The sequence below is a fragment of the Streptomyces sp. NPDC056580 genome, from assembly GCF_042793175.1.
Classification (GTDB): domain Bacteria; phylum Actinomycetota; class Actinomycetes; order Streptomycetales; family Streptomycetaceae; genus Streptomyces.
On sequence record NZ_JBHTVE010000007.1, the window covers coordinates 304053 to 325448 of the forward strand.

Genomic DNA, 21396 nt, shown 5'->3' on the forward strand with positions numbered 1-21396 from the left:
AGGCACTGCGAGCTTGGTACAAACAGCGGCTGGGGTAGCGCCGTCAAGGGCCAGAACGGCCAGGCCCCAAGACCTTCTCGCGTTGGTGCGGAACGCCAGACCAGCGAGTGACGGGGAACAGCGCTGAGCGGCCGGAAGCGAGCTGGTCACCGTCTTGCAGATCACACCTGCGGACACGGCTTCGCGGGCGTCGCATCCGCCACCGCAGGTGGCGGCCGCGGCCATGACGGCCGCGTGCGCGGCCGGCGAGATGACCAGGACCTTGGCGTTGTCGAGGAACTGGAGAACCTGCCGAACCTGCCACTGACCGACCAGACGAGGAAACCGGCAACAGCACCTCCGGCCGGGGTTGCCGCGCCCGGCGAGACGCGATGTGGTTCCACCGGCCGTTCCGGGCCGACGAGTGACTGCTGTACGACCAGAAGTCCCCGTCGGCATGCGGCGGCCGCTGCCTCGGTCAGGCCCGCATCTGCGCGCAGGACCGGCGCCTGGCCATCTCGGTCATCCGGGAGGGCGTGGTACGGGTTCCGCGGGAACACTGAGGGGCATGGCGAAAGCTCTGCACCCGGACCGGCGGGACACCGACGCCGGTAGTACCCTCACGGTCGTCGTCGCCGCCCTCGCCAACCTCGGCATCGCGATCGCCAAGGTGGCGGCCGGCCTCATCAGCGGCTCCAGCGCCATGCTCTCCGAGGCCGCGCACTCGGTCGCCGACACGGTCACCGAGGTGTTGCTGCTGACGGCGCTCAAGCGCAGCCGGAAACCCCCCGACGAGGACCATCCCCTCGGATACGGCCCCGAACGCTACGTCTGGGCGCTGCTCGCCGCAGTCGCCACCTTCGTCGGCGGCGCGGTCTTCTCCCTCTACGACGGCATCCACACCCTGACGAGGGGCGAGACACTCGGTGACCCGCGGGTGTCCTACATCGTCCTCGCGGTCGCCTTCGCGCTGGAGGGCTTCTCGCTGCGGACCGGGGTGCGCCAGGCGCGCGGTGACGCGGACCGCCGCGGGATGCCCTTCCGGCTCTATCTGCGGCACACGCCCGACACCGCCGTGAAGGCGGTGGTTCTGGAGGACTCGGCTGCGCTGATCGGCCTCGTGCTGGCGGCGGGCGGCCTGCTGGGCGGGCAGCTCACGGGATCCGGGGTCTGGGACGGCATAGCCTCCCTGTCCATCGGCGTGCTGCTGCTGTACGTCGCCTGGGTGCTCGGCCGGTCGAACGTGGAGCTTCTCATCGGGCGGCCGCTGCCCCGGCCGGTGCGGGAGCGGATCCGGGCGGAACTCCTGCAGGTGGAGCACATCGAGGCGGTACTGGAGCTGACGACGCTGGTGCAGGCGCCGGGAGAGGCCCTGGTGGCGGCCAAGGTCGACTTCCGTGACCTGTCGACCGCCGCCGAGGTCGAGTGGGCCTGCGAGCGGGCCGAGCAGCGACTGCACGAGGCGTTCCCGGCGGTGCGCCGGGTGTACCTGGACCCGACGCCCGGGCATGCGCAGCGGCGCTCCGAGGGCCCGAACCCCGGTTCGTGAAAGCGGCTTCCAAGCACGAGGCGCGCCCGTGGGATGAGGCCGTGACAGTCATCGCGGAGCCGTGGAACTGGCGGGGGGGCGGATTCGACCGCCTCACGCCCGGCGCAAGCACCAACACCACAGGCGGCACCCGCTCGACACACAGACAGTTGAGCAACCGCCGAACCCACCCAGGCTCCGGTCATGTACCAGACCGGTCCTCGGTGTCGGCAAACGATGGCACCCTCACTGCTGTTACCCGTCGGCGCGGTCGTCGTCAGCGTCCGGCTGCGCGGGCAGGGCCTGGCCGGCGGACACCGATTCCACTTCGCCGATGTCCTGCGGCGTGAGGTCGAGGTGGGAGGCCTCGTCGTCGCCGGGTCCCTCTGCCTCTCTGCGGGCCTTCCGCCGGTCATGGAAAAGCGAAAAAACAACGGCGGCGAAATAGAGCACCCAGATCGGCGCGGCCAGCGCCAGCATGGACAGCGGGTCCGTGCTGGGCGTCGCCACAGCCGAGAAGGCCGTGATCCCCAGGATCATGCCGCGCCACCAGCCGAGCATCCGCCGGCCGGACACTCCCTCGGTGAGGTTCAGCATCACCAGCAGCAGCGGCATCTCGAAGGAGAGACCAAAGACGACCACCATGCGGGTGACGAGGTCGAGCAGATCATCCAGCGGCAGCAGGTTGCTCACCCCATGCGGGGTGAAGTCGATCAACACCTTCGCGGTCGTGGGCAGCACCTCGTAGGCGAAGAAGGCGCCACCGAAGAACAGAGGGACGCCCGCGCCGACGAACGCGTAGGCGTATTTCCGCTCGTGCTTGTGCAGGCCGGGGGCGACGAACGCCCACAGCTGGTACAGCCATACCGGCGAGGCCAGCACGACGCCGGCCATCAGGGTCACCTTCAGCGCCAGGGTGAAGGGCGCGAGCAGACCGTTGATCGTAATCCGCGCGCAGGTGGTGTTCGCGGTCTGCTTGGCCAGATCGGCGAAGGACGTCGGGCAGCCGACCGAGTCCAGCACCGGCCTGGTGAAGAAGTTTATGATGTCCCTGTAGTGGAAGGCCGCAGCGATCGTGACGACCAGGATGGCCAGGACGGCCTTGCCGAGCCGGTTGCGAAGCTCACGAACGTGCTCCGCGAGCGGCATCCGCCTCCCGGAATCCTTCTCCTTGTTGCGGGCTGACTGGGGCACGCCACGTCCTCATCTCGTGCGCCGGGCCGGAGACCACCGGCCCCGCGTCAGTACTTGATCGTCTCTGTCGCCCGGTGGGGCGCGAGCTCGCCACGGCGTCGGTTGCGGCAGGTAGCACGTCCAGGAGGCAGTTGGTTCAGGGGGCAGCGTCTCGTGCGGGGGATCAGGCAGGGGCGCGCAGGACCGGGCTCAGTCTCGGTGTCTGGTCGTGCTGTCCGTGGGCACGGTGCGGGCGGTGGCGGTGTCTTCGGGAGCGCCCGAGACCGTCGGCGGTCCCGGTGCAGGCTCCGGCGCGGGGCGTGGCTCGTTCGAGGCGCCGTCGTCCTTCATGGCCTTCGTCTCGCTCTTGAGGATTCGCATGGACTTGCCCAGCGCCCGGGCCGTGTCGGGTAGTTTCTTCGAACCGAAGATCAAGACCACTACCGCGACCAGGATCAGCAGGTGCCAGGGCTCCAACCCATTGCGGAACATCGTTACACCAGCCCTTCGAACGCATGCTTGCTACCGTGCGTAACCGTACGACCTTGGGGCGCCACCGCAACCGCGGGGAGATCGATCGGCAACAGGCCTATGACGAGGCGCAGTTCACCACCTGTGACCTGTAGGGCCACTTGCGCCGGCTGCCCGGCCCACAGGATGTGCGGGGGCGTTCGGGCCGGATGGACACCCAGCCACTCCCCCTGAGAGCAACAACGTTCGGGCACCTGGAGCGGCTGGTAGGTCTGCGCGTTCGGCCATGGTGCGTTCATCGCCCTTCCCTGGCATGACCGTTCCTGTCGCAGGTCGGCGCAATGTTCACGCAGGGCTTTCGAGCGTGGAAGGCGAGGCGAGCAGGGCCGGTCGGTTGCTGTGGGGGCGTTCCGGGTGTTGATATCCATGCGAGTCATGTGTCCTTCTCCTGACGGGGTGGGGTCGCTTCAGGTTCCGGGGCGCCCGGCGGCCGTCCAGGCGGCGTACTCCTGGCGGACGTAGAGGCGGCGGCTGGGGGCGAGTGCGATGGCGTCGGGATGGTGTGGGCCGGCCACCGGGTCGGGATGGCGGCGGTCGTGCAGGACGAGCTGTTCGGCGGTTTGTGCGGCGGCCGCGACCGGGACGGGGCCGGGGTCGTCCAGGGCCATCCGGTCCATGAGGGCGGCCCGGCGGAGTAGCCAGGCGCGTTCGGCGGCCAGTGCGTCGACCGGAGGGCCGGTGACGGACCTGGCCCGGCGGCCGTCGCGTTCGGCACCGAGGGCGAGTACCTGGTGCATCTCGCGACGCAGGTCGGGGGCGTCCGCGTACGCCTCATGCGGGGGCGGGGCGGCCATGTCCTCGCCGTTGTTCGGGCTGATCTCCACGCTCACGCCTCTGCCGCGGCGTTGACACAGCACCGTGCCGTGGTCGGGGTCGGCGTGCTCGAGGGCCGACAGGTTTGCCCGGAACCGTGTGGACACCTGGGCCGGGTCCGGGCAGCCGTCGATGGAGCGCGGCTTGTTGGTCGCGGAGGACCACTCGGAGGGGTCGTCGGGTGACCCGGCGCCGCAGCCGCCCCCGGTGGCCTGTCGTTGTGCTGCAGTGTCGGCCCCGGCGGAGGGCCGCGGCCCGTGCGGGACGTCCGGGCCGGTCATGGCGAGCACCTCAGGCAGACGCGGACTTCGCGGCCGCTGCGCGTCTGGTGCACCTGGGTCGACTGGGCGAGGTACTGGACGATGCCGGTGCCTCGGCCGTGTTCGTCGGGGGCGATGTCGGGGCGGTGGCGCTCCACGGCCTTGCCGGAGTCGGTGACCACGATGTGCAGGGTGCCGTCGTCGAGGACGAGCTGGAGGGTCATGCGTTCTCGGCCGTACTGGGCGGCGTTGGTGGCGAGTTCGTCGACGATGAGAACGGCGGAGTCCCGGTCACTCGCGGGCACACTCCAGGTCGTGAGCAGATCGGCCGCGAAGTGACGAGCGGCGGAGACGTGCGCCTCCTGCGCGGGCAGGGTGAGCAACGCCTGGTGACGGCGGGGCCGGCCGAGCAGTGAGCTCGGGCTGGGGGAATCGGTCACGAACATGGTCTTCTGGCTCTTCTGTGGATGTGCGGAGCTCGGAACAGGGGGGAGACCGCCGACAAGGTCGGGGGGCGGTCGGTGGGCCGGATCCTGGATAGGCGCGCTCATTCAGTTCCACGGACGGCGCACACCCCTCGGTTCGAGCGATTCGCACCTTTTGCTCGACTTCCTGCGGGTCACGTCACTACCGGAGGCCTGGCTCGGCGCACGCGCCTGCGTCAGAACTTGATCGATGCCGTACCCGGCCCGGCAGGACACCGGCGACGCGGTCCTCACGTCCGTTGTCCTCTTGGCGGCCCTGAGGGGTCGTCGCGCCGTCGAGCTGGGCGAACGACCCTGCCCGCTCGCGGCGGCCCTCGGCGTGCAGATGCCCTGGATCCCCTGCTTCGCTCCGGGCTGCACGGATTTCGCAAGAGAGGAGAGTCGAGGACGTCGGCCCTCTGGTGAACCCCGTACCTCTGCTCACGAGAGGGGAACACCTTGGCCAGGCCCTCCTGAGGTGAAGGGCGCCGTCACCGGCCGCCTGGAGGGGGCGTACGCCTCGTCGGCGCTCTCACGCATCAAGTGCGGCTGAGGACCGGCCCGGTTCGCGGGAGCCGACGCTGAGAGCGGCCAGCTCCCGGGAGCCGTCGGGCGCACCGAGAAAGATCCGGACGCTGGCTTTGCCTTCCTCGCGGCGGAGGTTGAGGTGAACGCCCCGCAGGCCCCCGCATAGCCGTGGAATCGGCGCTCACGCAGCTCAGCGCCCGTGCGGGACTTCTGGAGCCACACAGGGGTGGCGGCCGATCAGCACGATGCCGATCACCATCGTCATGAGTCCGACGGTCTGCACGGTGAGCGCGGCCGGCGTGGCCTGGAGCCGGTCGCCGATGATGCCGACCCCGCTGGCGATCCCGGCCAGCGGCTGCGCCGCGGTGAGCGCGGGCAGCGAGGAGCGCAGCGGCGCGGCCTGGAATGCTGTCTGGACGAGCACCAGGCCGGTCACGCCGAGGCACGCGACCACGTAGGGCTGCCAGTGCGCGAACAGCACTGCGATCCCGTGCCTGCTGACGATCCGGCTCGCGATGCGGGTGAGGGAGTCTTGCAACCCGTACAGGAGTCCGGCGGCGCAGGCCAGCACGGCCGCCTGGAGCGCCGGCCGGAGGTGCCGGGCGAGCGTGACGAGCAGCCCGGCCAGTCCGACGACGATGCCGAAGAGGATCCACTGGCGCAGCGGCCCGGCCAGGTGCCCTCCCTCCGACGGCTGTCCGGCGACGAGGAACCCCGTCACGCCCAGCGCCAGCAGCAGCACCCCACCCCAGCCGTTCCAGCCGAGCGGCTGGCCGGTGAGCCAGCGGGACAGTGCCATCGCGAAGAGCAGGCTGGTCGCGGTGAGCGGTTCGACCAGCGACACCTCGCCGTTGGCAAGGGCGATGGTGCTCAGCGCCATGCCCACGATCATCGCGGCGATGCCGACCAGCCATTGCGGATGACGCATCAGGCCGAGCAGCAACCGGAAGAAGAGAGAGTCGGAAAGGGGCGCCCGCTGGGCCTGTCGCTGCTGGAGGACGAAGCCGACGCCGAGGCAGCAGGCGGCACCGATGCCCGGCAGGAACACGCTCACGACGTCACCCTTTCGGCCCGGCGGCGCGCGCTCGAACCCGGCGCATCTCCGCGCTGCGTCCAAAGATCCAGGTGGGCTCGGTGGTGCCCGGGATGGGCGGGCGCGGATCGTGCCTCGCGCTGCGGTCGAGCATCCGGCGAGTGTTCTGTGCGGTTCCCGGGTGAGGTGTGCATCTCCATGACTTCCAGGTCGATGCGACCCTCGTGGTCCTGAGCGCCGATCGCCCCCATGCGGCGGCGCCGGGTGAGCAGCATGTCGAGGCCGTAACCGAACATGCCGTACGTGGTATCTGCCAAGAGCCGAACGCGGTCGGCGCCGGTTGCGACGTAGCCGTCGCGGGCGATGACAAGCGTGCCCGAGTGGAGGCGAGCGGTGAAGCCACTGTGTTCCCCGAGCGCCTCGTACGACCGAAGTGCGTGATGTTCGCGCCGCGTACGGGCCGGCCGTTCGGTGGCGGAGGCTTCCACGTGCATGGTCGGTGTGAGCGTCGCGGGCGTCACGGGTCCATGCTGCGAGTGGAGCGTGTCGGTCATCTCAGCTCGCTCCTTGCGGTCGGTGCGGGGGGATCCCGTGGCTAGTAGCGCTCGCTGTCATTTCCACGGGCGGCGGACGCTGCCCGGTTCGACGGATGCGCACGTTTCGCGAGATCCCTTCGCCGGCGGGCCGCACGCAGACCCACTCCTCGGCACGCGGCACCATGACCGGCTCGCGCGGTGGCGGCGGAGCCGCAAAAAACGCTCGCCTCGGTCACGCGATGTCAGGGGAGGCCTCTCCCCCGAGCCTCCTCACTTCGGCCACAGCGCCTCATGAGGGACATGCGGCTGGGCGACGCCGACACCCCAAGTCGCCGAACAGCGTCTTCGGACACAACGGGCGTGCACCAGCACCAGCAGCTTCCCGGGATCATCCGCATCCCGGTCTGACTTGCTCTGCCTCGACTTGCTCGATCGCGGTCTTCTCGGCAGCGAGAAGCCGGGTCCACGGCTTTGTAGTCACACATCGTATCGAAATTCTTACGTGTCGTAGCAGCGCGCGTCGAAGCGTAATCCCGGTGGCAAAAAACGGTTCCGATGGCTGATCCGAATCGTTGCGGCAGCCGTGTCTCTTATGGGGGAAATATGCGCTATGCAGGCAGATGAGGAAGGTGACATCGGCAATCAGGCAATGGGCCGCGGACGCCGCGCAGGAGATGCCGCTGCGGGCAGCCCCTGGAACAGACAACCGAACTGTGATGGTGACACCCTGTGGTCACCACTCCCCCAGACCACCTGCGTCCTGCTGCTGGAGAGGTGTACCAGGGACGGACGACGGTCAAAGCAGCGCAGCGCTCGGCGTCCCCATGGGCATCGTGACGGCGGATGAAGGAGGTGGACAGTATGAATGCGGACCGTGACGCCATCCGGCTGTCATTGGGCGCATACGTGCTGGAGACGCTGTCGCCCGCAGAGTCGGATCGGGTGTGCGCCCACCTCGCGGAATGCACCGAGTGCCGGGCTGAGTACGCCGAACTGGCAGGGCTGCCCACTCTGCTCGCGTCGATCACCGAGGCCGAGGCCTCGGGTCAGACCGCGCCCGCGCCCGGCGAGGACCGGGCGGACCGGTTGCTGCGACGGGCCGCGCACCGCGCCCGTCCCAGCCCACAGCTGACTGATCCAACCGCCGAGCCGTCCATCCCGCAGATGCCCGAGCCCGGCCTGTTGGAGCAATTGCTCCAACAGACCACGGCCCGACGTCGCGCGACCCGTCGGCGGCGGCTGGTCAGTGTCGCGGCCGCCTTGACGCTCATGGCCGCGGCCGCCTCCAGCGGCACGTTGCTGGCGATGGCGGGCTCCGCCGGCAGTGAAGTGGCGCAGCCGGGAACGACTGCGCCGGCCCCGGTCCGCACCTTGTCGGCAAGCGACCCCGCCACCGGCGTGTTCGCCTCGGTGAAGCTCTCACCCGCCGCCTGGGGCAGCACCTTGCAGGTCACGGCTGAGGGAGCGCCCCCCGGGACCACGTGCCGGCTGCAAGCGGTCGCGGTCACGGGGGCCACGGCGACCGCCGCCACCTGGCAGGCCGGCGGTTACTCAGATAACAACACGATTTCCGGGACAGCACCGGTGCCCCCCGGATCCATCGGCCACTTCGACATATACGCGGCCAACGGCCGAAAGCTGCTCACCATTCCGGCGTAAGGTGAACCGGGCCTCCAGCGAGGAGCAGACACTCGATCGCGCGCTCCACCACAGCCTCTCGCGCGGGTTCCTTGACGTACAGCCGGTTGCTTCCTGGGACGGCGCCTGGCATGACAAACCGTGAACTCCTGGCCTGACGCTGATTCAGCTATTTCTCGCCTTTTGGATGTACGGCCTGCTGAGTGCAAGGGCCCGCCCGATCCGGAGTTGGTTGCGGTGAGGACGGCGGTGATCCGCCGTGCCCGCGCAGCGCCTCGTGGCACCGCAGCCACGAGGTCGCGCCGCGTGTACATGGGCCGCAGGGTGCGGGAGGGCCCCGAACGGCGTCGGAATCCTCTCGGTCATCCCGGCTCACTCCTTGTGGGACGGGAGGGGGGATCCCGGGGATCAGTGCTTACCGGGTTCCACGGATGCCTGAGCCGCATGTCTCAGCACGCAAGCGCCTTTTGTAAGCTTTTGAAGATTTACGCACTATGCGATAATTGTCTTATGCCGTGGAGTCTTCCGAAGCGCGGTCCAACGAGTGAGCCGGACGGCTCCGGGAACCGTGTCTCTGGCGGGGGGAACATTTCCCACGCGGACGAGGAACTGCTCCGCACGCTGTACGCCGAGCACGCCGGGCCGCTGTTCCACTTCGTCCTGCGATTGACCTCGGGAGACTGGCAATGGGCCGAGGACGTGGTGCAGGAGACACTGCTGCGGGCCTGGCAGCACCCCGAGGCGTTCGACCCCGAACGCGGTCCGGCCCGGGCATGGCTCTGTACGGTTGCCCGGCATCTGGTCGTGGACGCCCACCGGGCCCGCCAGGCCAGGCCGACCGAGGTCGATGGCGAGGCGCTGGAACGGGTCGCGGACCGGACGGCCGGGGAAGACGAGATCGAGCAGGCGTTGCAAAGCTGGGCGGTGGCCGACGCCCTCCGGACCCTGTCCCCGGAACACCGAGCCGTGCTGCTGGAGACGTACTACAGGGGCCGGACGATGGTCGAGGCCGCGGAGGTGCTCGACCTTCCGGTAGGCACCGTGAAGTCGCGGACGTACTACGCCTTGAAGGCTCTGCGGCTGGCGCTGCAGGAACGGGGTATCGAGCCGTGACAGCGGCGTGGAGGAGGTGCACACCATGAATGGCGACCATGACGCCATCCGGTTGTCCCTGGGCGGGTACGTGCTGGGCGCGCTGTCCCCTGCGGAGACGGAGGTGGTGCGCGCCCACCTCGCGGAATGCGGCGAGTGCCGCGCCGAGCATGCCGAACTGGCGGGGCTGCCCGCGCTGCTCGCGACGGTCGGCGTGGCCGAGGCCGAGGCCGCGCCCGCAGGCAAGGAACTGGCCGATCAGCTGGTACAGCGGGCCGCCGCAAGCGCGCAGTCGCAGCCTGCGGCCGCCGCCGTATCGGGCGTCCCGCAGCGAACCGAAGGAAGCCGGCTCGACCGGTTGCTCCAGCAGGCCGCGTCCCGACGTCGTACCGTCTGGCGGAGGCAGCTGGTCGGGGTCGCCACGGCCGCGACGCTCATCGCGGGGGCGGCGTCGGGAGGCACGTGGCTGGCTACCGTCGCGGCCACCAGCGGCCAGGTGGCGCAGCCCGCACCGACATCACCGGCCCCGGTCCGCACATTTTCCGGAACCGACCCCACCACCGGCGTGACCGCCTCGGTGCAGGTCTCACCCGCCGCCTGGGGCAGTGACCTGCACGTCTCGGCCAAGGGAGCGCCCCCGGGGATCACGTGCAGGTTGCAAGCGGTCGGGGTCACGGGGGCCACAGCGACCGCCGCCACCTGGCAGGCCGGCGAGTATCCGGGCGGCGCCAGGATTTCCGGGACGGTACCCATGTCGCCAGGAGCGATCAGTCACTTCGACATCTACGCCGGCAGCAGCCAGAAGCTGCTCACCATTTCGGCGTGAGGCCTCGGCACGGCCCCTGTTCCGGACGGCTGCGGCAGCGGTTCGAGGGCGTGATGTGGTGGTTCATGACCGCGGGCAGTAGCGGGAGATGCCGGGTGAGTTCGGCGCCTGTCGACCGTTCACAACCGCTTCCGGCAGCGGAGAGCCCGACCTCTCCGTGTCGGGCCCTCGGCATGCCCCGCGACCACGTACGGCCGGCAGGACGTCACCAACGCCTTCAACCCAGCTCAGCCGCAGCCAACTGAAGAGCAGAGGCCAGGTCGTGCTCGGTGATCTCGTCGGCTGGGCGGTGGAGTGTCCAGCGGCGGAGCCCGGCGTCCATGGGCAGCACCTCGACGACGGTTTCCAGCGGTGGGTAACCGAGTTCACCACAGCTGAATTGGCGGATCACGACGGCGGTGTCGTCGTCCAGGCCGAGCAGGATGCGCACAGCGTCCCTCAGTTCGCGAAGGTGCGGACTCGGCCAGGCGATTCCTGGGCGTGGTTCCAGGTGCATGGGAGATGCCTCTTGGTTCCGGGAAGAGTGGCAGGTGTCGTAGACGGCGGGCTTCGCCGTGGTGGCTCAGTCGAATGGTGTGCGGGTGGTGGCCCGGTTCGGGATCGGTGGTCTGACGGGTGGTCGGGCAGCACGGTGTTGTGCAGCCACCGTCATCTGCCAGATCGCGAGGAGCAGCAGCGTTCCGGTTTCGGCGAGGAGACTGAGGATGGCCTGTGGTGCGGGCTGCAGACCGCGCTCGGTGAATCCGAACACGCCTACGGTGCGCGAGGCGGTGAAGCCGCCGAGGGCCCCGAGCGCGACGCCTGCCGCGGCGGCCCTCAGCAGCAGGGGTGGAGTCCCCAGCAGCAGCAGGGCAGCGAGGGCGAAGGACGCGCCGGCCTGGAGGAGGAACAGGGGGCCGATGATGTGGATGAAGCGGTACTCGTCGACGTAGAGCTGGGCGTGGATGTATCCGCCGGCGGCGAGGGTGGCGGCGGTCGTCCAGCGCAAGGCCGGGATGGGGAGTCTTCGGGTGTTCATGCCAGCCTCTGATCCTTGATGGCCAGTTCGCGGTCGCCTTGGCGGTAGCCGACGCTGCGGATGCCAAGTGCTTCTTTGAGCTGTCGGGCGGGAACGACCTGCGGGGTGGGGGCAGGGGCACGGCCCGGTTTGGGCAGGGGGTAGGCGGTGGTGGTGGCGGAGTGAAAGGTGATGTTGCCCTCTGTCTTGGTGAACAGCTGGTGGACGTGCCCGTTGAGACAGGTGACAGAGGAAAATCGGCGCAGGAGGGCGATGACCTTGAGGGCGTCGTCGGTGCTCCAGCCCCACTGCGGGTACATGGCGAACAGCGGGATGTGGCTGAAGACCACGATGGGGGTGTCCGACGGCAGTCCGGCGACGTCCTTGCGAACGAAGTCGATCTGGTCGTTGCCGAGGTGGCCGAGCTTCTCCAGGCTCAGGGTGTTGACCAGGGCGATGAAGTGCACGCCGTGGGTGTCGAAGCTGTACCAGCCGTCGCCGAGCGTGCCCATGCCGAAGGTCCGCCGGTAGGCGCGGCCCGCATCGCCGATGGAGTCGTGCTCGCCCGGTACGGTGAAGACGCGCTCCGTCCTCATTCCAGCCATCATCTGCTTGACCTGATCGAACTGTCCGGCCGTGGACAGGTGGGTGAGGTCGCCGCTGTGCATGACGAAGTCAGGCCTGAATCCGAGCGAGTTGACCTGGTTGATCGCGTCGGTGAATGAGCCGGCCACGTCCATGTTCGCGGGGCCCTGGAACCCGATATGGCTGTCGGAGACCTGCACGAACCGCAGCGCGCCGCTTCCCGCGGCGGCGGCACCGACAGTGGCCGCGGCGTTGGCGCCCGGGGAGTCGGCGATGTGGCTGATCACCTCTCCACTGGCCACGGTCAGCACCACGGCGCCGCCGAACCATCCGGCGTGTCGGAGAAGTTGTCGCCGGGTCATACCGTGTTCCGTGTCGGGCTGACCGGCGTCGTCGTCCGGCGCTCCGTCGTGACTGTCGTAGTAGTCGGTCATCAGGTCACCTCCACGGTGGCGGTCATGAACGGATGGATGGTGCAGAGGTAGGCGTAGGTGCCGGGTTTGGTGAACGTGTGGCGATAGGTGGCGTGGGTGGCCAGGGCGGCGGAATGCAACGGGCCGCCCGTTCCGGCACTGGTGACGGTATGGGCGTCGGTGTCCTGGTTGGTCCAGGTCACCGTCGTGCCCACCTTCACCTTCAGAGTGGCCGGGGAGAATGCGAAGTTCTTGATTGCAACGGCGTTCCCGGTCACCGGCGCGGCCGCCGCGCCCTTGCTCGAGTGACTCGTGGGCATGCTCATGCTGGGCATCGGCGACGAGCCGGGAGGGGAGCCCGCGGCGTTCCCCGGCCTCGTGGCACCGGGCATCCCGGGGGTCTGGTGCTGACCCGGACCGGGCGTGATGGCCTCGGCTCCGGAGGACGAGGGATGCGACGACTGACCGCATGAGCTGAGGAGCCCCAGCGCGCCGGCGGTGGCGATGGTGGCGACGGCCAGCCCGGCCGCGGCACGTGATCGCGGGCCTGGTGTGCGGAAGTTCAGATGCATGGTGCCGGTTCCTCACTGATCAGGCGGTGACGGGGACTGCGCCGACAGGGGGCGCAGGCGAGGGCGGGGATGTGTGGTGGATGCCGTGTTCATGGCCTCTCTCGATCGCTGCACGCCTCCGTCGCCGCGCAGAGCCGTCGCCGTGGTGTGCGCCGAGTACGGGCCGGGGCCGCGCGGTGGCGGCGACTTCGCAGCGCGGGGGCACGGCGAGCGTGGCCGGTGACAGGAGCGCATGCATCGCGTGGTGTGTTTCAGTCACCTCTGATCCGCCCTTCGACATGTAGGGAATCGATGAGGAACTGCGTGCAAGTCGGCTTCTGCCCGGCTCCACGGACAGTGAGGGGCATATGGTTCGGCATATATGCGCTTTTGTTGGACTCCTCGGCATCGCCGCAGATCGGTCGGCCTGCCCGGGTGCTGTGCGCGGATGGTCCCGGTGATGTCGCGAGACCAGCCACCGACGCACCTCCGTGGCACTACGCAGAGTGTTACCTTTGCCTCGCAGTCCGTTACAGAGCAGAGCGGCGCAGGCGCAACATAGTGATCAACTCATTTCGCGGAGTTCCGGAAAGGTGATCCAAAGACCGGTCCGGATCACTCCGCGGGCCGTGTCTCCGGTGAAGGGACCCTTTCGGCCGCGGATGAGGAACCGCTGCGCACTGTGTGCGCGGAGCACACCGGGCCCCGGTACAGCACGGCCCGCTCCAGCGCACTCCAGGTCGTGCTGGTGACGACGTACAGCGCCGCCGCGAGCGGTATGACCGCCACGGTGACGAGCGTGAAGAAGGACACGAACGGCATCACCTTGCCGACCGCCGCGAGCCCCGGCACCTGCCCGCCATCCCCGGCGGCCACCGTGACCGGGTTCTTCACCGCCATCAGCTTGGTGCGCCGGTAGTTGAAGGCGGCGACGGCCGCGACGAGGACGAAGAGAACGACGTAGACGAGCCCGGCCGGTCCGAACACCCCGCCGTCTGCGAGGGCGTCGGCCCAGCGGCCGCCGAGCGGCGCGGCCAGCAGGGAGTGCGTCAGCAGTTCGTTGCTCGCGCCGCCGATCGAGGTGTTCGAGAACAGGTGGTAGAGGAGGAAGAAGGCCGGAAGCTGGAGCAGGCCCGGCAGGCAGCCGGAGAGCGGCGACACCTTCTCCTCGGCGTGCAGCTCCAGTACCGCCTTCTGCAGCCGCTGCGGATCCTTGGCGTGCTTCTCACGCAGCTCGGCGATCCGCGGCTGGAGTTCGGCCCGGGCGCGCTGGCCCCGGGCGGCGGCCCGGGACAAGGGGTGCACGAGCAGCCGTACGAGAGCGGTGAACAGGACGATCGCCGCGGCCGCGGCGGAGGCGTGGAAGAGCGGCTGGAGCAGGTCGGCGAGCTGCTCGACGAGGCGCGCGAAGACGGACACGGGTGAGCCCTTCGGGACGGGGTGCGGCGGTGCCGGTATGACCGGAGTGGACAGGGCGGCACGACGACCCGCGCGAGGGCACCGGTGGAAACCGGCGGTCTCGTCGGTGAAGGTGAATAAAGGGGTGCCCTACGCGCGGATCGTCGCGAGGGCGTGTCCGGGCGCCCGGGGCCGGCGGCGTCCCGGGGCGTCGGGATCGCGCTGGGGCAGGAAGGCCGTACGGCGGGCCCGGTCGCGTATCGCCGTGCGCACCCGGTGGGGCGGGACGGCGGGTGCGCAGCGGGCGGCCAGCAGCGAGCAGGCGGCGAACGTGGATCCGGCGGCGGCCGTCGCGGCGAGGGCGACGGCGGCGGAGAGGCCACCAGTGTCGAGGAGCACGGCCTGGAGCACGAGCAGGTGCACCAGAACCAGCAGGAAAGCGGCAGGCACGAGAGGATGCGCAATGCGGCTGCGGCTGATCACGACACCCCCCTGTCTCCCCTGCCGGGACCGGTCCCCGGCTCCCTCGTTCCTACAACGCCCGGGCTCCCCACGATGGTTCCGCTTCCCGCGTTCCCGTTCTACCTATCCCGCGTGCTGCTGCCGGTTGCGCATGCCCTCGTCCCACGGCGACAGGGCCCGGCGCCGTCACAGAGCCACAGGCCGGTGGCGAAGTTCTCCAGGGCGCCGCACAGCAGCGTCCCAGGGCTGGTCAGATCGACCCCGCGGGTCGCCGTCAGGCGGCGCAGCGAGTGGCCGGCTGGCTGCTCGCCTCCTACTCCGCGGTCGCCTTCTCCGGCGCCCGCACCCACCCCCAGATGGAACAGGCCATCGCCACCCGCCACACCATCGGCGAAACCATGAGCATCCTCATGGGCGCCCACCACCTCACCGAAGAACAAGAGTCAGGCCCGCAGGAGCGCCCTGTCGCCGGGGGGCCGGTAATCCGGCAGTGCCGCGGCGAGACGGCGGTGGCCGTTCAGCATGCTCTGCGGCCACTGACGGCAAGGCGCGTGGTGACTCGTTCCTTGTACTGCGGTGGCGGGGAGGCGAACAGTTCCTGCGCCCCGAGGAGAGTGAGCAACCTGTCGATCACGAGGTTGCTGGTGCGGATGACTACCGTCTTGCCCTGCTCCAAGGCGCAACGCCGGAGGTCGAGGAGGACGTTCAGTCCGGCACAGTCGCAGAAGTCCAGCCGGCTCAGGTCGAGGTCCACTCCACTTGTCGGACCGGCCAGCACTTCACCCAGGTCCTCACGAAGCAGCTTACCCGAGTCGAAATCGAGTTCCCCTCGGACCGTCACCCGTATCCGGTCGCCGCGCCAGGTGCACGACACGCCCGCCCGGCCCGGCGGCAGCGGCTCGTCGTTTTCGGTGTACTGACTGGGCCAACCCGACGCTCTGAGGGACGGGGCCTGCTCGGAAGGTTCATGCATGGCTCACTCCCTCATGTGCCACTGAATCCGGGGGCAACGTTGCCCGCCGGGGCTCAGACACGCCGACTGATGCATGAACTGTAGTACGTGTTTTTGAGTGCGTGAACACTGGGCCGGTAAACTCCCCGCATGGATGGCGTGCCCGAGCCACACAACGGATGGACTTTCCTGACGAACCACGCCCGCGTCCTGGCTGCCATCGCGGACAACCAGAACGCTCGGATCAGGGACATCGCCGCGCACTGTCGCCTCACCGAACGGGCGGTGCAGAAGATCATCGCCGACCTGGAGCAGGACGATTACCTCTCCCACACCCGCGAGGGACGCGGCAACACGTACCAGATCGACCCCACGAGGACCCTTCGCCATCCCGCCGAAGCCAACCTCGGCGTGACGGTGGCCTCACTCCTCTCCCTGCTCGCACAGGACGAAGCTCACCGCATGGGGCCATCCACCGAGCGAGCGACCGCGCCGGCGTGACATGAGATCGGCGCCGGCGTGACATGAGGTCGGCCTGGCCTGCCTGGACCCTCGCCGGGCGGGAGGCCGTCCCCGCCTGCTCAGTGGAGGACGAGGACTTCGTCGTCCAGACGGCCACCGCCCGCCCGACCAAGCTCGGCCAGCCCTTCACCCGCTGGTCCATCCGCAAACTCGCCGTCTAAAGGGCATCCGCTGGGGCGGGTTGCGCACTCCCTGTCGCGGCATGACCGATGTCACCTCTCGGAGAGGACCATGACCATGGTGTCGGAGTCCGATCCCGATTCGACAGTGGTGAATCCTTCGGAAGCGTAAAGGCCGCGGGCACGGTTGGCGCGCTCTACGCTGAGGCAGATGCGGGCGAAGCCTCGCTCCGCCGCTTGCCGGGCAACCTCAGCCAGCAGCGCGCGTCCCACTCCCCGGCTTCGCCACGAGGGGAGAACGCCCACCGAGAGTTCCGGAACATCCTCGCAAACGAAGCCGTAGCCGGGATCGTCACGGCTGAACAGCCGCAGCCAAGCTGCGCCGACCGGCTGTCCGTCCGGGCCGATCGCGACCACTCCGAAATCACCCGCTCGCGGCCAGTCCTCGACGTAGTGCGCCAACTGGTGATTCACGAGGACGCGGTCGCGGCTGACCGCTTGCCGCGCAGGATCCCAGTTCACAGCGGCGACGAGCATGTCCGTGAGGAAGCCCGCATCATCGGCCGTTGCCTTGCGCAATGAGTAGCCGTCTTCACCCATAAGGCGAATCCTGCCACCCGCTACGGCGGCACCACCCGGTGATCCTTTCCGGTCACGGCACTAGCGGACCGAACATAGGGGCCGGCGGGCGCGATCGGAGGACGAGGCCGCGCCGTCCGTCACGACCACCCTGAGCCCGTTGTCGATCAGCCGGTTCAGATCGGGTGCAACGACACGCTGGGAGATGGCTTCCCGCGTGATGGTGTAGCCGATCGCCGTGCGGGTGTGCGCGGGCGGATGCCCGGGGCGTGCATCCGGTGACGGTCTCCGCTCCCTGCGCATGAGGCAGCCACCGTGCAAGTCTCGATGGTGAGACGGAAGTTCAACGCAGGAGGTGCGCGGTGGCCTTGTCCCGGCCTGACTTACTCCGCCTGCTGGAGTCACTACGTTCGGCGGACCGACTCGAACTCGTGCGGAGTGCGGCCGAGCGGATGCTGCAGGAGCTGATCGAGTCCGAGGCCGCGGCCCGGATCGGCGCCGAGTGGACAGAGCACACCGGGGCCCGCACCGCCGCCTGCAACAACGACTCCACGGTGGGATCCCACCGGCCGCTGGGCAGTCGGCCCACCTCACCTGGGGAGCCGGCCCGCACAACTGCCCGGCCAGATCGCATGCGTACCTCATCGCCGAAGCCGCCATCCTCCACGTCGTCGACGCTCTGCCCGTGATGGACCTCGACGGCCACCGGGACGACGTCCTCTGGCGTTTTCCTCCCTTCCACCGCTGCCTGGTCGCCCTGCCCGTCACCTTCCCCACCAGCTGAAGGAGACCTCACCGTGTCCGAACAGCACATACTCGTCCTCGACCCGACCGGATCCGACCCGGACGCCGAACACCAGGCGCTGCGTGAGCGCGGCCCGGCGACGCTGGTGGACATCCTCGGCGTGCGCGCCTGGTCGGTCTCCGACCCGGCGCTCCTCAAGCAGCTCCTGACCAGCAAGGACGTCTCCAAGGACGGCCGCGCCCACTGGCCGGCCTTCGCAGAGACCGTCACCACCTGGCCGCTGGCCCTGTGGGTCGCGGCGGAGAACATGTTCACCGCCTACGGCAAGGATCACAGCCGCCTGCGCCGCATGGTTGCCCCCGCCCTCTCCGCCCGCCGTACCGCCGCCCTCCAGGCGGACATCGAGGCCCTCGTCGACGGCATCCTCGACGGCCTCCCGGCCGACGGGACGGTCGACCTGCGCGAGCACCTCGCCTACCCGCTCCCGATCGCTGTCATCGGCAAGCTCGTGGGCGTCCCCGCCGACCAGCGCGCCGAGTTCCGCACCGTGGTGGACAACGTGTTCGCCACCCATCTCTCCGTCGAGGAACAGGCCGCGAACACCGCCGCCCTCTACGGCCTGCTGGACGTCCTGATCGAGACCAAGCGCACTGAGCCCGGTGAGGACATGGCCTCGCTGCTGATCGCCACCCGCGACGAGGAAGACGGCTCCGCCCTCAGCCACGCCGAGCTACGCGACACGCTCCTGCTGGTGATCAGCGCCGGATACGAGACCACCGTCAACGTGATCGACCAGGCCATCACCACCCTGCTGACCGACCCCCAGCAGCTCGCCCACATCCGGGAAGGCCGCTGCACCTGGCAGGACGTCGTCGAGGAGACCCTGCGCCACCAGCCCGCGGTCAAGCACCTTCCCCTGCGGTACGCCCGCACCGACATCCCGCTCCCCGACGGGCAGACGATCAAGGCCGGCGAGGCGATCCTTGCCTCCTACGCCGCCGCCAACCGCCACCCCGACTGGCACAAGGAGGCCGACCGTTTCGACGCCACGCGCCCCAGCAAGGAACACCTCGCCTTCGGACACGGCGTTCACTTCTGCCTCGGTGCCCCGCTGGCCCGACTCGAAGTCGCCACCGCGCTGCGCCTGCTCTTCGAACGCTTCCCCGACGCCCAACTCGCCACGGAGCGAACCGCGCTGAAGAAGCTGCCGAGCCTCATCAGCAACGGACACGCCTCCGTCCCCGTGCGGCTGCGCCCGATGTAGGGCCACTGACCGTTCCCTGACCGATGACCCGTCGCTGTCCGGTGTGCTGTCGTCGGTTCGCCCAGAGTGCATCGGGAACCTGGGCCGGAAGCGGGCGCGAAGGCATACGAGGCACCGACGACACTCGTCGGCATCCACGCCGGCCCCGACCAATGCGTGTTCACCCACTGGCGGCCTCCCCGCTGAGCCACCGCCGGCCGTTCACCTCACAAATCCGTCCACGGGCGAGGACTACCGCCGACCAGAGGCATCCACACATCCTGGGCGGGACCGTGCTGCTCCAGGTCTTCCGGCACGGCGGCTCCCAGCCGGACCTCCCGAGCGAGACCCGCCACGAGCGGGTACTGAGCCACCGTCGCCTGCAGATCGCTCATCCGATGCCGCAGCCTGGCCCGGGAGGCACCGGTGAGCACGTCCGACGGCGGCGACTGCGGAGGCGTTCACGCGGCCGCGGCCGCTGATCGAGGGGGCCGGGGTGGCCGGCGACCCGATCGAGGTCGCGGCGCGCGAGAAGGCCAGGGCCTGGCAGCGGCACGTGCGAGAAGTCGAGTGCGGCCTTGCCGGTGGGCCCGGCAGCGATGGAAGCGTGCGGCCGCAGTACGACCCTGGGGCGGCACACCCTGGCCGAACGCGGGCAGGCCGAGGCGCAGGAGCTGACCGCGCCGGGTTTTGGCCGGGTGTCGCGCACCACGGTGCAGCGAGCACATCCTGCGCTGGTCCACCTGGCGCCGACGACGACAACACCAGGCCCGCACCAGCCACTGCAAACAACGCGGACACAGCCCCTGACCTGGCCATCAATCACAGCAAGCACCGTCGCAGGAATAGCTAGTCCCACCACGTCGGCGGAACCGATCGGGATGGGTACCGCGCCGGCTGCCGACTCGGGCGCCGGCCACCGCCGCACCGGCCCGCGCGTCCGCCGAGCACTCCCGCGGGGCTCCGGAGGAGAATGGGACTCCCGGCCCAGGTGAGGTGGTGGCGATGCCCCCCTGGCATCTGCGCGACTATCACGACGACGATCTCGACCAGGCCATCCAGATCTGGGACCAGAGCCGCCAGGCCGAGGCGGAGTCGGTGTTCCCGGTCTCGGAGGTGATGGCCGCGGCCAAGGCCGGTCAGCCGGCGGTGGTCGCCCTGGTCGGCGACGAGCTGGTGGGCATGGCCGTGGCCCAGGCGGACGGCAGACGGGCGTGGATCGTCCTGGTGGCGCTGGCCTCCCGCTGGCGTGAGCGCGGGATCGGCAGCGCGCTCCTGGCCGAGCTGGAGCGCCGGCTGCGTGCCCTGGGGGTGAGGCACGTCAGCGCGCTGCTGCCTGCGGGCGCCGCCGGTACCAAGGCCCTGGAGAACTCCGGCTACCGGCTCCGCGAGGGCCTGACCTACTACGAGAAGCTCGAACCGCCCGGCGCCGACAACGCCGACGTGCTCGCGGCGCTCGGCGGACGCATGCTGCCCGGCGGGCTCTGGGACGCCATGGCCGGCATGGAGCGGGAGAAGCAGGTCGTCGAGCGCCGTGTCGTGCTGCCGCTGACCGAGCCGGCGCTGGCCGACCGCTACGGTGTGGCCCCGCCCAAGGCGGTTATCCTCTTCGGCCCGCCCGGCACCGGGAAGACCAGCTTCGCGAAGGCGGTGGCCTCCCGGCTCGGCTGGCCGTTCGTGGAACTGTTCCCGTCCCGGCTCGCCGCCGACACCAGCGAGGGCCTGGCGGCGGCGCTGCGGGAGGCGTTCACGGAGCTGGCCGAGCTGGACTCGGTGCTGCTGTTCATCGACGAGGTGGAGGAGATCGCCGGTGCGCGGTCCGGCAAGGCGGTCGATCCCGGGCACGGGGTGACCAACGAGCTCCTCAAGATCATCCCGGGTTTCCGTGAGCACGACGCCCGGATGCTGGTGTGCGCCACGAACTCGGTGCGCTCCCTCGACGCGGCGTTCCTCAGGCCCGGCCGGTTCGACTACGTCATCCCCATCGGCCCGCCGGACCCGACGGCCCGCGCGGCGATCTGGGCCCGCTACCTCAGGGCGGCCGGCGACGCGGTGGACATCGGCCGCCTGGTCGCGGCGAGCGAGCTGTTCACCCCGGCCGACATCGAGTTCGCCGCGCGCAAGGGGGCGCAGGCGGCGTTCGAGCGCGAGATCATCGAGCGCGGCGGCCGGCCGCCCGGCACCGACGACTTCATGACGGCCATCGCCGACACCCGGCCGACGCTCACCGCCAGCGCGCTGGAGGAGTTCACCGAGGACATCGAGACGTACAGCCGCCTGTGAACCGGCCCGGCGCGACGCCGCTGGGCCGCCGAGCGGTCGGCGCCCCTCGCTCGGCGGTCGGCCGTCGGCCGTCGGCACCAGACGGTGACCGGCAGGCACCCGAGCGGCTGCCCCGGCTGCTCGCGGAGCGCGGGATGTCGTACGCC

21 protein-coding genes and 4 pseudogenes are annotated in these 21396 nt (G+C 69.7%); 10 read left to right on the top strand and 15 right to left on the bottom strand.

Annotation, left to right across the window (positions count from 1 at the left end; translation table 11 throughout):
- Positions 1-368: 368 nt before the first annotated feature.
- Both ACFQ9Z_RS17825 and ACFQ9Z_RS17830 read left to right on the top strand, forming a co-directional pair.
- Positions 369-542: pseudogene (locus ACFQ9Z_RS17825) on the top strand (acyl-CoA thioesterase II); the annotation flags it as partial.
- A gap of 5 nt (positions 543-547) precedes the next feature.
- The gene (locus tag ACFQ9Z_RS17830; RefSeq protein WP_383017940.1) at positions 548-1528 is read left to right on the top strand and encodes a cation diffusion facilitator family transporter; all 981 of its coding nucleotides are present in this window, start codon (positions 548-550) and stop codon (positions 1526-1528) included.
- A 234-nt stretch (positions 1529-1762) separates the two neighbouring features.
- Here ACFQ9Z_RS17830 and tatC read toward each other — a convergent pair whose 3' ends face one another.
- The 6 genes from tatC to ACFQ9Z_RS17860 form a co-directional block, all read right to left on the bottom strand.
- The gene (gene tatC, locus ACFQ9Z_RS17835; protein WP_383017943.1) at positions 1763-2701 is read right to left on the bottom strand and encodes a twin-arginine translocase subunit TatC; all 939 of its coding nucleotides are present in this window, start codon (positions 2699-2701) and stop codon (positions 1763-1765) included.
- Between the two features lie 189 nt (positions 2702-2890).
- On the bottom strand, positions 2891-3172 hold the full coding sequence (gene tatA / locus ACFQ9Z_RS17840) for a Sec-independent protein translocase subunit TatA (RefSeq protein ID WP_383017946.1): 282 nt from the start codon (positions 3170-3172) through the stop codon (positions 2891-2893).
- 446 nt (positions 3173-3618) lie between these two features.
- Positions 3619-4305, bottom strand: a complete 687-nt coding sequence (locus ACFQ9Z_RS17845; protein WP_383017949.1) for a hypothetical protein — start codon at positions 4303-4305, stop codon at positions 3619-3621.
- Positions 4302-4724: an ATP-binding protein gene (locus tag ACFQ9Z_RS17850; RefSeq protein WP_383017952.1), complete on the bottom strand. Its 423-nt coding sequence runs from the start codon at positions 4722-4724 to the stop codon at positions 4302-4304. Before ACFQ9Z_RS17850 ends, ACFQ9Z_RS17845 begins: the two co-directional genes overlap by 4 nt.
- A gap of 742 nt (positions 4725-5466) precedes the next feature.
- Positions 5467-6330 carry a DMT family transporter gene (locus ACFQ9Z_RS17855; RefSeq protein ID WP_383017955.1) on the bottom strand — a complete coding sequence of 288 codons (864 nt, stop codon included), beginning with the start codon at positions 6328-6330 and terminating at the stop codon, positions 5467-5469.
- Positions 6327-6863: a hypothetical protein gene (locus tag ACFQ9Z_RS17860; RefSeq protein ID WP_383017958.1), complete on the bottom strand. Its 537-nt coding sequence runs from the start codon at positions 6861-6863 to the stop codon at positions 6327-6329. Before ACFQ9Z_RS17860 ends, ACFQ9Z_RS17855 begins: the two co-directional genes overlap by 4 nt.
- Before the next feature lie 825 nt (positions 6864-7688).
- Between ACFQ9Z_RS17860 and ACFQ9Z_RS17865 the strand changes: the two genes are divergently transcribed.
- The 3 genes from ACFQ9Z_RS17865 to ACFQ9Z_RS17875 all read left to right on the top strand — a co-directional run bounded on the left by ACFQ9Z_RS17865 (position 7689) and on the right by ACFQ9Z_RS17875 (position 10401).
- Complete coding sequence (locus ACFQ9Z_RS17865; protein WP_383017961.1) at positions 7689-8504, top strand: anti-sigma factor family protein; 816 nt, start codon at positions 7689-7691, stop codon at positions 8502-8504.
- A gap of 489 nt (positions 8505-8993) precedes the next feature.
- Entirely contained in the window at positions 8994-9596 is a 603-nt protein-coding gene (locus tag ACFQ9Z_RS17870) for a sigma-70 family RNA polymerase sigma factor (RefSeq protein WP_383017964.1), read from the top strand.
- Positions 9597-9621: 25 nt separating this feature from the next.
- Positions 9622-10401 carry an anti-sigma factor family protein gene (locus tag ACFQ9Z_RS17875; RefSeq protein ID WP_383017967.1) on the top strand — a complete coding sequence of 260 codons (780 nt, stop codon included), beginning with the start codon at positions 9622-9624 and terminating at the stop codon, positions 10399-10401.
- 217 nt (positions 10402-10618) lie between these two features.
- On the opposite strand, the gene ACFQ9Z_RS17880 is transcribed toward ACFQ9Z_RS17875, so the two are convergent.
- The 6 genes from ACFQ9Z_RS17880 to ACFQ9Z_RS17905 form a co-directional block, all read right to left on the bottom strand.
- On the bottom strand, positions 10619-10831 hold the full coding sequence (locus ACFQ9Z_RS17880) for a hypothetical protein (protein ID WP_383017970.1): 213 nt from the start codon (positions 10829-10831) through the stop codon (positions 10619-10621).
- Between the two features lie 132 nt (positions 10832-10963).
- Positions 10964-11419: a hypothetical protein gene (locus ACFQ9Z_RS17885; RefSeq protein ID WP_383017973.1), complete on the bottom strand. Its 456-nt coding sequence runs from the start codon at positions 11417-11419 to the stop codon at positions 10964-10966.
- Complete coding sequence (locus ACFQ9Z_RS17890; protein ID WP_383017976.1) at positions 11416-12417, bottom strand: metallophosphoesterase family protein; 1002 nt, start codon at positions 12415-12417, stop codon at positions 11416-11418. The genes ACFQ9Z_RS17885 and ACFQ9Z_RS17890 overlap by 4 nt, the downstream gene beginning before the upstream one ends.
- Complete coding sequence (locus ACFQ9Z_RS17895) at positions 12417-12968, bottom strand: cupredoxin family copper-binding protein (protein WP_383017979.1); 552 nt, start codon at positions 12966-12968, stop codon at positions 12417-12419. The genes ACFQ9Z_RS17890 and ACFQ9Z_RS17895 overlap by 1 nt, the downstream gene beginning before the upstream one ends.
- A gap of 594 nt (positions 12969-13562) precedes the next feature.
- Positions 13563-14366 carry a YidC/Oxa1 family membrane protein insertase gene (locus tag ACFQ9Z_RS17900; protein ID WP_383017982.1) on the bottom strand — a complete coding sequence of 268 codons (804 nt, stop codon included), beginning with the start codon at positions 14364-14366 and terminating at the stop codon, positions 13563-13565.
- 129 nt (positions 14367-14495) lie between these two features.
- Positions 14496-14795 (bottom strand): DUF6412 domain-containing protein, encoded by a 300-nt coding sequence (locus ACFQ9Z_RS17905; RefSeq protein ID WP_383017985.1) that lies wholly within the window; start codon positions 14793-14795, stop codon positions 14496-14498.
- A 293-nt stretch (positions 14796-15088) separates the two neighbouring features.
- On the opposite strand from ACFQ9Z_RS17905, the pseudogene ACFQ9Z_RS17910 reads away from it, so the two are divergent.
- Positions 15089-15247, top strand: a pseudogene (locus tag ACFQ9Z_RS17910) (antitermination regulator); the annotation flags it as partial.
- Between the two features lie 77 nt (positions 15248-15324).
- Here the strand turns inward: ACFQ9Z_RS17910 and ACFQ9Z_RS17915 are convergent.
- Positions 15325-15780, bottom strand: coding sequence for an STAS domain-containing protein (locus tag ACFQ9Z_RS17915; protein ID WP_383017988.1), 456 nt, complete (start codon positions 15778-15780; stop codon positions 15325-15327).
- A gap of 129 nt (positions 15781-15909) precedes the next feature.
- Between ACFQ9Z_RS17915 and ACFQ9Z_RS17920 the strand changes: the two genes are divergently transcribed.
- Both ACFQ9Z_RS17920 and ACFQ9Z_RS17925 read left to right on the top strand, forming a co-directional pair.
- Complete coding sequence (locus tag ACFQ9Z_RS17920; protein WP_383017991.1) at positions 15910-16260, top strand: helix-turn-helix transcriptional regulator; 351 nt, start codon at positions 15910-15912, stop codon at positions 16258-16260.
- Between the two features lie 22 nt (positions 16261-16282).
- Positions 16283-16436, top strand: a pseudogene (locus ACFQ9Z_RS17925) (helix-turn-helix domain-containing protein); the annotation flags it as partial.
- 57 nt (positions 16437-16493) lie between these two features.
- Here the strand turns inward: ACFQ9Z_RS17925 and ACFQ9Z_RS17930 are convergent.
- Positions 16494-17000 carry a GNAT family N-acetyltransferase gene (locus ACFQ9Z_RS17930; RefSeq protein ID WP_383017994.1) on the bottom strand — a complete coding sequence of 169 codons (507 nt, stop codon included), beginning with the start codon at positions 16998-17000 and terminating at the stop codon, positions 16494-16496.
- A gap of 776 nt (positions 17001-17776) precedes the next feature.
- On the opposite strand from ACFQ9Z_RS17930, the gene ACFQ9Z_RS17935 reads away from it, so the two are divergent.
- The gene (locus tag ACFQ9Z_RS17935; protein ID WP_383017997.1) at positions 17777-18988 is read left to right on the top strand and encodes a cytochrome P450; all 1212 of its coding nucleotides are present in this window, start codon (positions 17777-17779) and stop codon (positions 18986-18988) included.
- A 206-nt stretch (positions 18989-19194) separates the two neighbouring features.
- On the opposite strand, the pseudogene ACFQ9Z_RS17940 reads toward ACFQ9Z_RS17935, so the two are convergent.
- Positions 19195-19401: pseudogene (locus tag ACFQ9Z_RS17940) on the bottom strand (hypothetical protein); the annotation flags it as partial.
- A gap of 571 nt (positions 19402-19972) precedes the next feature.
- On the opposite strand from ACFQ9Z_RS17940, the gene ACFQ9Z_RS17945 reads away from it, so the two are divergent.
- A complete protein-coding gene (locus ACFQ9Z_RS17945) occupies positions 19973-21250 on the top strand; it encodes an ATP-binding protein (RefSeq protein WP_383018000.1) in 1278 nt (425 codons plus the stop codon).
- Positions 21251-21396 lie beyond the last annotated feature (146 nt).

Excerpts from the sequence above, each read along its gene's own strand:
- ACFQ9Z_RS17830 (WP_383017940.1), top strand. The coding sequence starts at position 548 with ATGGCGAAAGCTCTGCACCCGGACCGGCGGGACACCGACGCCGGTAGT.
- tatA (WP_383017946.1), bottom strand. The coding sequence starts at position 3,172 with ATGTTCCGCAATGGGTTGGAGCCCTGGCACCTGCTGATCCTGGTCGCG.
- ACFQ9Z_RS17845 (WP_383017949.1), bottom strand. The coding sequence starts at position 4,305 with ATGACCGGCCCGGACGTCCCGCACGGGCCGCGGCCCTCCGCCGGGGCC.
- ACFQ9Z_RS17860 (WP_383017958.1), bottom strand. The coding sequence starts at position 6,863 with ATGACCGACACGCTCCACTCGCAGCATGGACCCGTGACGCCCGCGACG.
- ACFQ9Z_RS17865 (WP_383017961.1), top strand. The coding sequence starts at position 7,689 with ATGAAGGAGGTGGACAGTATGAATGCGGACCGTGACGCCATCCGGCTG.
- ACFQ9Z_RS17870 (WP_383017964.1), top strand. The coding sequence starts at position 8,994 with ATGCCGTGGAGTCTTCCGAAGCGCGGTCCAACGAGTGAGCCGGACGGC.
- ACFQ9Z_RS17875 (WP_383017967.1), top strand. The coding sequence starts at position 9,622 with ATGAATGGCGACCATGACGCCATCCGGTTGTCCCTGGGCGGGTACGTG.
- ACFQ9Z_RS17885 (WP_383017973.1), bottom strand. The coding sequence starts at position 11,419 with ATGAACACCCGAAGACTCCCCATCCCGGCCTTGCGCTGGACGACCGCC.
- ACFQ9Z_RS17890 (WP_383017976.1), bottom strand. The coding sequence starts at position 12,417 with ATGACCGACTACTACGACAGTCACGACGGAGCGCCGGACGACGACGCC.
- ACFQ9Z_RS17895 (WP_383017979.1), bottom strand. The coding sequence starts at position 12,968 with ATGCATCTGAACTTCCGCACACCAGGCCCGCGATCACGTGCCGCGGCC.
- ACFQ9Z_RS17915 (WP_383017988.1), bottom strand. The coding sequence starts at position 15,780 with ATGCATGAACCTTCCGAGCAGGCCCCGTCCCTCAGAGCGTCGGGTTGG.
- ACFQ9Z_RS17920 (WP_383017991.1), top strand. The coding sequence starts at position 15,910 with ATGGATGGCGTGCCCGAGCCACACAACGGATGGACTTTCCTGACGAAC.
- ACFQ9Z_RS17930 (WP_383017994.1), bottom strand. The coding sequence starts at position 17,000 with ATGGGTGAAGACGGCTACTCATTGCGCAAGGCAACGGCCGATGATGCG.
- ACFQ9Z_RS17945 (WP_383018000.1), top strand. The coding sequence starts at position 19,973 with ATGCCCCCCTGGCATCTGCGCGACTATCACGACGACGATCTCGACCAG.